Genomic DNA, 9,875 nt, shown 5'->3' with positions numbered 1-9,875 from the left:
CCAGGCCGGCCGGGCCCTGCGGCACGCGACGGCGACCCGCTCCCCGCTCTCCCGGCACGGCACGACGGGCCTCGCCGCCCTCCTCGACCCTGCCGAGGCAGCGGCCCACGCCCGCGCCCTGCTCGCCCCACTCGGCGACCCGCCACCCGAGTCGCTGCTCGACACGCTGCGCACCTGGCTTTCCCTGCACGGCAGTTGGGACCGCACGGCGGTGGCCCTGAACATCCACCGCAACACGGTCCGCCAGCGCATCGGCCGCTGCGCGACCCTGCTCGGCTCGGACCTGGACGACATGGACGTACGCACGGAACTGTGGGTCGCGCTGCGGCGGGCGTGACAGCTCGGCCACTCCATCGGTGAAGGTCCCCTGCGCCGCATCAACGAGCCGCGCGCCACAGTCGGTCAGCCTCCAGCCGGACGAGCGATTGACTCGCCGCATTGGTTCAGCTGCCGCTCGGCACCATGGTTATGGCGGGGGCACCATCACCCCATGGCACTCAAGAAGACGACGGTCATGGTCGAGGAGGAAGACCTCCGTGCCGTCAAGGAAGCCCCGGAACACATCACAACCCGGAACGTGAACAGGCGCGCAGCGCATTCGGTGAACGACTGGCTGCTCGGGCAGGAGCGCACACTTCGCGTACTCATTCCCGAGCTCTGAAGCAGCACGGCGCCACGGCCCGGCCCTGGTCCTGGCCAGGGCCGGGCGGGCCTCCCTCGTCACCGCGCTCAAGGGCAGCGGTCCGCCTCGCTGGCCGTGCGCGGCTCAGCCGTCTGCTCTGCGGGTCAGATCCGTACCGCCGCCTGGAATCCGCCGATGGTGTTCATCGACTCGTAGCGGACGTAGGCGCCCGGATACGGGGCGTGCAGCACCGTGTTGTTGCCCGCGTAGAGCCCCACGTGCTGGGTGTTGTTGAAGAAGACCAGGTCGCCCGGCTTGAGCTGGCTGCGGGAGATGCGGGTGCCCTCGTTGATCTGGGTGTACGTGGTGCGGGTGATCTGGGCGCCGGCCTGGCTGTAGGCCCACTGGGTCAGGCCCGAGCAGTCGAAGGCGTTGGGGCCGGTGGCGCTGCGGACGTACGGCTTGCCCACCCGGGTCGCGGCGGCCTGGAGGGCGGCGGCGCCGAGGGCGGACGCGGGGGCCTCGTGGCCGAGGTCGACCCGCTCACCCGCGTCGCGGCTGGCGCGCGCGTCGTCGGCGCGCAGCTTCGTACGCTCGGCGGCGGTCAGGGTGTTGAGCACCTTCCGCGCCTCGGCGAGCTTGGCCTGCTGCTGCTTCTTCTTCTCGCCGAGCTTCTTGCGGACGTCCGCGAGGTCGTGCAACTTGCCCTGGGCCTCGGTGCGTTCCTGTGCGAGGACCCGCTGCTTCTTCTGGATCTTCGCCAGGGACTCGGCCTGCCTGGCCGTCAACTGGTCGAGCGCGGTGGCCTTGTCGAGGAAGGTGTCCGGGTCCGAGGCGAGGAAGAGCTGCACCGAGGGGTCGATCCCTCCGTCGCGGTACTGCGACGCGGCGATCGAACCGAGGCCCGCCCGGAGGGTGTTGAGCTCCTGCTGGCCGCGGGCCACCCTGTCCTGCAGCGCGTCGGTCTGCTTCTCCAGCTTCTCCTGCTGGTCCTTGGCACCGTTGTACTGCTCGGTGGCCACCTCCGCCTCGTCGTAGAGCTTGTCGACCTTCGCCTTCACCTCGCTCTTGGTCGGCTTGGGGTCGGCCTGGGCCGCCTGGGAGGTGAGGGCCACGGCGGCAGCGGCGGTCGCGGTGAGCACGGTCACGCGGGCGCGGCTCGGCTGCTTGGGACGACGGTGGGACGCCACGAAGGCGAGCTCCTTCTTCCTCAGAGCCGCCTACCGGGCTGTGGGGGGAAGCGAATCCCCGGCTCCGTGCACATCACGGACTCGGCGGTGCCTTCGCTGTCACCCCGATTGGGTGATCGATCGCGCGAAGGTTCGATGCCCAACCTAGTGACCATCTCGTGACCATCACAGCCTTCACAGGAAGAAAGTCTCCACACGACGCACTTCTTTACTCACATCACACGGCGCGTAGCGGCGGCTTGACCGCCCGTGGTGAAAGCCCGGCCCGGGCGGGCGTGCGCAGGCTCACCCTGGACAGCCCCGGTGACCTCCCGGTAACTTCGACTGAGCAAGCGCTTAGCAGAAGCGGCCGACCGGAGCCCACCAGGCCCGGGGCCACGCCTGAACCGCAGAGGAGCCTTCCGTGCGCCGTACCGTCTACAACGAGGACCACGAGGCGTTCCGGGACACCATCCGGGCCTTCATCGAGGCCGAGGTCGTGCCCGTGTACGACGAGTGGCTGGCCGCGGGCCAGGCGCCCCGCGAGTTCTACTACAAGCTCGGTGAGCTGGGCATCTTCGGTATCGAGGTGCCCGAGGAGTTCGGCGGCGCCGGCGAGGAGTCCTTCAAGTTCCAGGCGATCATCTCCGAGGAGTGCGCCCGCGCCGGTGTCTCCTTCGGCGGTTCCGGTGTGCACGTCGCGCTCTGTCTGCCGTATCTGAAGGCGTACGCGACCGACGAGCAGAAGAAGCGCTGGCTGCCCGACTTCGTCAGCGGCGCCGCGATGTACGCCATCGCCATGACCGAGCCGGGCACCGGTTCCGACCTGGCCGGGATGAAGACGACCGCCAAGCTCTCGGACGACGGCACGCACTACGTGCTCAACGGCGCCAAGACCTTCATCACCGGCGGTGTGCACGCCGACCGCGTGATCGTCTGCGCCCGCACGGCCGCCCCGACCCCCGAGGACCGCAGGCACGGCATATCGCTGCTCGTCGTCGACACCAAGTCCGAGGGGTACGCGGTCGGCCGCAAGCTCGACAAGCTCGGGCTCAAGACCTCGGACACCGCCGAGCTGTCCTTCACCGACGTGAAGGTGCCGGTCGCCGACCTGCTCGGCGAGGAGAACAAGGGCTTCTCCTACCTCGGCCAGAACCTCCCGCAGGAGCGCCTGGGCATCGCGGTGGGTGCGTACGCGCAGGCCGCTGCCGCCGTCCGCTTCGCCCAGGAGTACGTGCAGGACCGCACGGTCTTCGGCAAGACGGTCGCGTCGTTCCAGAACACCAAGTTCGAGCTGGCCGCCTGCAAGGCCGAGGTCGACGCGGCCGAGGCCGTCTGCGACCGCGCCCTGGAGGCACACGACCTGGGCGAGCTGTCGGCGGCCGAGGCCGCGTCCGCGAAGCTCTTCACCACCGAGGTCGCCCACCGCGTGATCGACAAGTGCCTCCAGCTGCACGGCGGTTACGGCTACATGAACGAGTACCCGATCGCCCGCCTGTACGCCGACAACCGGGTCAACCGGATCTACGGCGGCACCAGCGAGGTCATGAAGATGATCATCGCCAAGAGCATGGGTCTGTAGCGGTACAGAACACCGCTGAAACAGCTTGTAGAACTTGTAGAACTTGTAGAAATGGCCTCATGAACCAGGCACTCGAGTCCCTGCTCGATCTGCTCGACCTGGAGCGGATCGAGCAGGACATCTTCCGCGGTCTGAGCCGCTCGGCCGTCGTGCCACGCGTCTTCGGCGGCCAGGTCGCCGCCCAGGCCCTGGTCGCCGCCGGGCGCACCGTGCCCGGCGACCTTTCCCAGGCTCTCGGCTCCGCTCGACCGGGGGATGCCCCATTGCCCCACTCGCTGCACGCGTACTTCCTGCGCCCCGGCGACCCGGGCGCGCCGATCGTGTACACGGTCGACCGCATCCGCGACGGCCGCTCCTTCACCACACGCCGGGTCGTCGCCGTCCAGCACGGGCAGCCGATCTTCCACCTCTCGGCGTCGTTCCAGACGTACGAGGAGGGCCTCGACCACCAGACGGCCATGCCGGACGCACCCGACCCGGAGACCCTGCCGACGGCGGCCGAGATGCTGCCCCGGTACGCGGACCGCTTCCTGGAGCCGGGGGTCGTGGACCGGCTGATCGAGGCACGGGCCGCGGTCGATCTGCGGTATGTGGACGCCCCGCCGTTCGGCAGCGTCGGCACCCCGCGCGAGCCGCGCTCGCAGGTCTGGTTCCGCACGGACGGAAAGCTGGCGGACGACCCGCTGCTGCATGTCTGCCTGGCCACGTACGTCTCCGACATGACGCTGCTCGACTCGGTGCTGCTCGCCCACGGGCGCGGCGGCTGGGCGGTCGGCGACGTGGTGGGCGCGAGCCTGGACCACGCGATGTGGTTCCACCGCCCGTTCCGGGCCGACGAGTGGCTGCTGTACGACCAGGAGTCCCCGTCCTCGTCCGGCGGCCGCGGACTCGGCCAGGCCCGCATCTACACCCAGGACGGGCAGCTGGCGGTCACGGTGATCCAGGAGGGCGTGATCCGCGTCCCGCGGTGAGGGGACGGCTGTACCCGCGGTGACGGGACGGCCGGGCCGCTGACCGGCGCGCGCGGTCGGCGGCGTCAGCAGTGCCCTGCGGTGACCTTCGTACTGACCTTGTACTGCGGGACCCGGACAGCGTCCGGTGCCCCGCTCGGCAGGTCGTCGGGCACCCGCGCCGCCGAGACGAACACCAGGCACGCCTGTGACTTCGTGGGCTCCGCCGAACCGTCCTGGCCGGGCTTGGTGCCGGTGATCACGTAACTGTCCGCAGCGCCCTCCGGCGGCGGCACCGACCGGGCGCTCAGCGCGAGGCCCGCCCCCTTGACGACGGACTCCGTCTCGTTGTCGACCAAGGTGGTGAAGACGCCCTGGTCCGGCTGCCCTTCCTCGACGGGGGACTCCGTCGGCGCCGGTCCGTCCTCGATGTCCGCTGCGATCTTCTGGGTCTCGTGCAGCACCTCGTCGCCGCTCCACCGCGCGTCATCGGCGCCCCGCCAGTACATGACCGCCAGGACCAGCCCGAGTACGGTGCACCCGGCGACGCGGATCACACCGAACATGACCGCCTTGTCGCTGTCGGCGCCTCCCCCGGCGGACGCCAGCCGCCACAGACGCACCCCGTCGATCAGCGCGCAGGCGAACGCAGCCACGGCGATGAAGATGGCATACGTGTAACCGGACACCCCGTGCCGCCCCCTGTGCTCCCGCGTGTACGAACACCGACAACGTAACGAGAGCCGCGAAGCGTCGGCAATACGGCGTCAGCCCAGCCCCGCCGCGTCCAGCAGATACGCCGTCATCGGGTCGTAGAAGCGCGGGTCCGTGACGTGGTCGTCGAGCGGGACCGTGACCTGGAGCGTGCCCTCGGCCTCGCCCAGGAAGAGCGCCGGGTCGTTGCAGTCCGCGTAGCCGATCGAGTCCAGTCCGCGCTGGCCGGCGCAGCCCGCCCAGCCGTGGTCGGCGACGACCAGGTCGGGCAGCGGCCTGCCCGCGCGCTCCAGGCCGTCCAGGATGGCCCGCATCGGCTCGGGCGAGTGGGTGTGCCAGAGCGTCGCGCCGCGCTCCAGCATCGCCACGTCGGCGAACTGGAAGACCATGCCCTCGTCGGCGCTGAGCCCGCCCGGGATCCGTACGATCTCGCAGCCCGCCGCCCGCAGCGCGTCCGCGGTGGCCCGGTGCACGTCGAGCAGCCCGCCCGGGTGCCCGGTGGCGAACAGCACGCTCTCGCCGGCTTCGGCGGCCTTCCGCAGCCGGGCCGCCATCCGGTCCAGGGCGTCGACCGTCAGCTCGGGGTCGATGGTGTCCTGGCCGTGCCGGTGCTGCGGGTCGTCGTTGACGCCGCAGCGCTCGGCCATCACGGCGAGCACGTCCTGCTCGTCCACCCAGCGGTCACCGAGTTCGAGCCCCAGCCAGAAGTGCCGGTCGCCGTTGGAGAGCTTGCGGTAGTGCGCGAGGTTGTTGTCGCGGGGCGTGGCTACGTTTCCGGCGATCCGGGTGCGGACCAGGTGGTCGACGAGTTCGGCGCGGCTGGGTATCGGCATGAGCCCATTGTGGACGCCAGGGCCTCTCCCCGTCAGTCCGGTATCGGAGCAGGGCCGCGTTGCCGCACAGGTGTACGTCGGCCGCCGCCCCGTCAGCCGGCCGCCACTGCCCCGTCCGCCACCCCGCCCGCTGTCGTGCCCGCCGTCCCGTCCAGCGCCGCGAACGCGCCGTGTGCCAGGCGGCGCAGCAGGGCGCCGGTGGCGGTCCGGCCGGGGAGGCCGCCGGTGCCCAGGTGCGGGGTCGAGTTCAGCAGGCCGAAGACCGCGTGCACGGCCGCCCTGGCCTCCTGCTCGGGGGTGCGCGGGTACAGCTCGCGTACGACGGTGACCCACAGCTCGACGTACTGCCGCTGGAGCCTGCGGACCGCCTTGCGGTCGCTGTCGCGCAGCCGGTCCAGCTCCCGGTCGTGGACGGTGATCAGCGGGCGGTCGTCGAGCGCGAAGTCGATGTGCCCGTCGATCAGCGAGGCCAGTACCGCCGCCGGGCCGCCCACGGCGCTCTCCGCCCGTGTCCGGCCGCCGTCGAGGAGCCGCTCACTGATCCCGACGAGCAGCTCGGCGAGCATCGCGTCCTTGCCCGCGAAGTGGCGGTAGAGGCCGGGGCCGCTGATGCCCACCGCCGCGCCTATCTCGTCGACACCGACGCCGTGGAAACCGCGCTCGGCGAAGAGGCGCGCCGCTTCCTTGAGGATCTGCTCGCGCCGCGTCGGGGCGTCCGTCCTGGTGCTCATGGCTCCATTCTAGACAGCGGGGTTAGCGAGCGTTAACCTGACCGCAGGTGTTAACGATCACTAACCGCCCGGACCGGGTAGGGATGGTCGAGATCCACGCCGGAGCAGAGCAGAACAGGGCAGAACAGAGGGGACCCGACCGATGCAGCAGGCACCAGTCCTGACGAGTGCGGCCGATCCCGCTTCGGGGGCCTGGCAGGCCAACGAAGCGGCGCACGGCGTGCTCGCCACCGAGCTGCGGACCAGGCTGGCAGCCGCGCGCCTCGGCGGCGGCGAGAAGTCCCGGGCCCGCCATGTGGCGCGCGGGAAGCTGCTGCCGCGCGACCGCGTCGACACCCTCCTGGACCCGGGCTCGCCCTTCCTGGAGCTGGCGCCGCTGGCCGCCGAAGGCATGTACGGCGGGTCGGCGCCCGCCGCCGGGGTCATCGCCGGGATCGGCCGGGTGAGCGGGCGCGAGGTGGTCGTGGTCGCCAATGACGCCACCGTCAAGGGCGGCACGTACTACCCGATGACCGTGAAGAAGCATCTGCGCGCCCAGGAGGTGGCCCTGGAGAACCGGCTGCCGTGCGTGTATCTGGTCGACTCGGGCGGCGCCTTCCTGCCGATGCAGGACGAGGTCTTCCCCGACCGGGACCACTTCGGCCGGATCTTCTACAACCAGGCCCGGATGTCGGGCGCCGGCATCCCGCAGATCGCCGCCGTGCTGGGCTCCTGCACGGCGGGCGGTGCGTACGTCCCGGCGATGAGCGACGAAGCGGTGATCGTCCGCAACCAGGGCACGATCTTCCTGGGCGGCCCGCCGCTGGTGAAGGCCGCGACCGGCGAGGTCGTCACAGCCGAGGAGCTGGGCGGCGGCGAGGTGCACTCGCGGACCTCCGGGGTCACCGACCACCTCGCGGAGGACGACGCGCACGCGCTGCGCATCGTCCGGACCATCGTCTCCACGCTGCCCGAGCGCACCCCGCTCCCCTGGTCCGTGGAGCCGGTCGAGGAGCCGAAGGTGGACCCGGCCGGTCTTTACGGCGCGGTGCCGGTCGACTCACGCACGCCCTACGACGTACGCGAGGTGATCGCGCGCATCACGGACGGCTCGCGGTTCGCCGAGTTCAAGGCGGAGTTCGGGACGACGCTGATCACCGGCTTCGCCCGGATCCACGGCCACCCGGTCGGCATCGTCGCCAACAACGGCATCCTCTTCTCCGAATCCGCCCAGAAGGGCGCGCACTTCATCGAGCTGTGCGACCAGCGCGGCATCCCGCTGCTCTTCCTCCAGAACATCTCCGGCTTCATGGTCGGCCGGGACTACGAGGCGGGCGGGATCGCCAAGCACGGCGCCAAGATGGTCACGGCGGTGGCCTGCACCCGGGTGCCGAAGCTGACCGTGGTCGTCGGCGGGTCGTACGGCGCGGGGAACTACTCGATGTGCGGCCGGGCCTACTCGCCGCGCTTCCTGTGGATGTGGCCGAACGCCAAGATCTCCGTGATGGGCGGCGAACAGGCCGCATCCGTCCTGGCCACGGTCAAGCGCGACCAGCTGGGCGACGACTGGAGCGCCGAGGACGAGGAGGCGTTCAAGGCGCCGGTCCGCGCGCAGTACGAGGAGCAGGGGAACGCCTACTACGCGACGGCCAGGCTCTGGGACGACGGCGTGATCGACCCGCTGGAGACCCGCCAGGTCGTCGGCCTGGCGCTGACCGCCTGCGCCAACGCGCCGCTGCCCGTGAAGGACCGGACAGCGCCTGGCTACGGCGTCTTCCGGATGTGACGGGGATGGCCGATGTGATGAAGGTCGCGGATCTGATGAGGGTGGACATGTTCGACAGCGTTCTGATCGCCAACCGTGGCGAGATCGCCGTACGCGTCATCCGCACGCTGCGGGAGCTGGGCATCCGCTCGGTCGCCGTCTACAGCGACGCGGACGCGGACGCCCGGCACGTACGGGAGGCCGACACCGCGGTCAGGCTCGGTCCCGCGCCCGCCGCCGAGAGCTATCTGTCGGTGGAGCGGCTGCTCGACGCGGCGGCGCGCTCCGGCGCGCAGGCGGTCCATCCCGGGTACGGGTTCCTCGCCGAGAACGCGGAGTTCGCGCAGGCGTGCGCCGACGCGGGCCTGGTCTTCATCGGGCCGCCCGCCGCCGCGATCTCCCTGATGGGCGACAAGATCCGGGCCAAGGCCACTGTGCGGGCCGCGGGCGTCCCGGTGGTCCCCGGCTCCTCGGGCAGCGGCCTCTCGGACGCCGAACTGGCCGCTTCCGCACGGGAGATCGGCATGCCCGTGCTCCTGAAGCCGTCGGCGGGCGGCGGCGGCAAGGGCATGCACCTCGTCCGCGACGAAGCGCTGCTCGCCGACGAGATCGCCTCGGCCCGCCGCGAGGCCCGGTCGTCGTTCGGCGACGACACCCTGCTGGTGGAGCGGTGGATCGACCGCCCGCGCCATATCGAGATCCAGGTCCTCGCGGACGCCCACGGGAACGTGGTGCACCTCGGTGAGCGCGAGTGCTCGCTCCAGCGCCGCCACCAGAAGATCATCGAGGAGGCTCCCTCGGTCCTGCTGGACGAGGCGACCAGGTCCGCGATGGGCGAGGCGGCCGTCCAGGCGGCGCGCAGCTGTGGGTACACGGGCGCGGGCACGGTGGAGTTCATCGTCCCCGGCTCCGACCCGTCCTCGTACTACTTCATGGAGATGAACACCCGCCTCCAGGTCGAGCACCCGGTGACCGAGCTGATCACCGGCCTCGACCTGGTGGAGTGGCAGCTGCGGGTCGCCGCCGGTGAGCGGCTGCCGTTCGGGCAGCGGGACATCATGCTCACCGGGCACGCCATCGAGGCGCGGGTCTGCGCGGAGGACCCGTCCCGCGGCTTCCTGCCGTCCGGCGGCACGGTGCTGGCGCTGCGCGAACCGCAGGGCCACGGCGTGCGGACCGACTCGGGCCTCAGTGAGGGCGTGGAGGTCGGCAGCCGGTACGACCCGATGCTGTCGAAGGTCATCGCGTACGGTCCCGACCGCGCGACGGCGCTGCGCAAGCTGCGGGCGGCGCTGGCCGGCACGGTCACGCTGGGCGTGCCGACCAACGCGGGCTTCCTGCGGCGGCTGCTCGCCCACCCCGCGGTCGTCGCGGGCGAGCTGGACACCGGTCTGGTGGAGCGGGAGGCGGACGGACTCGTACCGGACACGGTGCCGCCCGAGGTGTACACGGCGGCGGCCGCGGTACGGAGGGCCGAGCTGGCCCCCGAGCCGGACCCGGGCGGCTGGACCGACCCGTTCTCGGTGCCGA

Annotated in this window: 10 protein-coding genes; 6 read left to right on the top strand and 4 right to left on the bottom strand. The window is 71.2% G+C overall.

What is annotated here, in order from left to right; genetic code table 11:
• Positions 1-337: helix-turn-helix domain-containing protein (locus G3I19_RS30790; protein WP_164267007.1), on the top strand; the 337-nt coding region annotated here is incomplete at its 5' end.
• Between the two features lie 153 nt (positions 338-490).
• Entirely contained in the window at positions 491-661 is a 171-nt protein-coding gene (locus G3I19_RS37785) for a hypothetical protein (protein ID WP_239074942.1), read from the top strand.
• A 125-nt stretch (positions 662-786) separates the two neighbouring features.
• Here G3I19_RS37785 and G3I19_RS30780 read toward each other — a convergent pair whose 3' ends face one another.
• Positions 787-1,812: an NlpC/P60 family protein gene (locus G3I19_RS30780; RefSeq protein ID WP_343235257.1), complete on the bottom strand. Its 1,026-nt coding sequence runs from the start codon at positions 1,810-1,812 to the stop codon at positions 787-789.
• Between the two features lie 403 nt (positions 1,813-2,215).
• Here G3I19_RS30780 and G3I19_RS30775 point away from each other — a divergent pair, with 403 nt between their 5' ends.
• Both G3I19_RS30775 and G3I19_RS30770 read left to right on the top strand, forming a co-directional pair.
• The gene (locus tag G3I19_RS30775; RefSeq protein WP_164267006.1) at positions 2,216-3,373 is read left to right on the top strand and encodes an acyl-CoA dehydrogenase family protein; all 1,158 of its coding nucleotides are present in this window, start codon (positions 2,216-2,218) and stop codon (positions 3,371-3,373) included.
• 59 nt (positions 3,374-3,432) lie between these two features.
• The gene (locus G3I19_RS30770; RefSeq protein ID WP_164267005.1) at positions 3,433-4,344 is read left to right on the top strand and encodes an acyl-CoA thioesterase II; all 912 of its coding nucleotides are present in this window, start codon (positions 3,433-3,435) and stop codon (positions 4,342-4,344) included.
• A gap of 65 nt (positions 4,345-4,409) precedes the next feature.
• Here the strand turns inward: G3I19_RS30770 and G3I19_RS30765 are convergent, their stop codons facing one another.
• From G3I19_RS30765 to G3I19_RS30755, 3 genes are all read right to left on the bottom strand, one after another.
• Positions 4,410-4,979, bottom strand: coding sequence for a hypothetical protein (locus G3I19_RS30765; RefSeq protein ID WP_164267004.1), 570 nt, complete (start codon positions 4,977-4,979; stop codon positions 4,410-4,412).
• Between the two features lie 111 nt (positions 4,980-5,090).
• Positions 5,091-5,870 (bottom strand): phosphatase, encoded by a 780-nt coding sequence (locus tag G3I19_RS30760; protein ID WP_164267003.1) that lies wholly within the window; start codon positions 5,868-5,870, stop codon positions 5,091-5,093.
• A gap of 92 nt (positions 5,871-5,962) precedes the next feature.
• The gene (locus G3I19_RS30755) at positions 5,963-6,601 is read right to left on the bottom strand and encodes a TetR/AcrR family transcriptional regulator (protein ID WP_164267002.1); all 639 of its coding nucleotides are present in this window, start codon (positions 6,599-6,601) and stop codon (positions 5,963-5,965) included.
• A 142-nt stretch (positions 6,602-6,743) separates the two neighbouring features.
• Here G3I19_RS30755 and G3I19_RS30750 point away from each other — a divergent pair, with 142 nt between their 5' ends.
• On the top strand, positions 6,744-8,366 hold the full coding sequence (locus tag G3I19_RS30750; protein ID WP_164267001.1) for a carboxyl transferase domain-containing protein: 1,623 nt from the start codon (positions 6,744-6,746) through the stop codon (positions 8,364-8,366).
• Between the two features lie 47 nt (positions 8,367-8,413).
• A partial coding sequence (locus G3I19_RS30745) for a biotin carboxylase N-terminal domain-containing protein (protein ID WP_164267008.1) occupies positions 8,414-9,875 on the top strand: 1,462 nt, incomplete at its 3' end.

The sequence above is a fragment of the Streptomyces sp. SID10853 genome, from assembly GCF_010548145.1.
Classification (GTDB): Bacteria; Actinomycetota; Actinomycetes; order Streptomycetales; family Streptomycetaceae; genus Streptomyces.
Note: the sequence above shows the minus strand (reverse complement) of the source record. Positions and strands in the feature narration are given on the sequence as shown.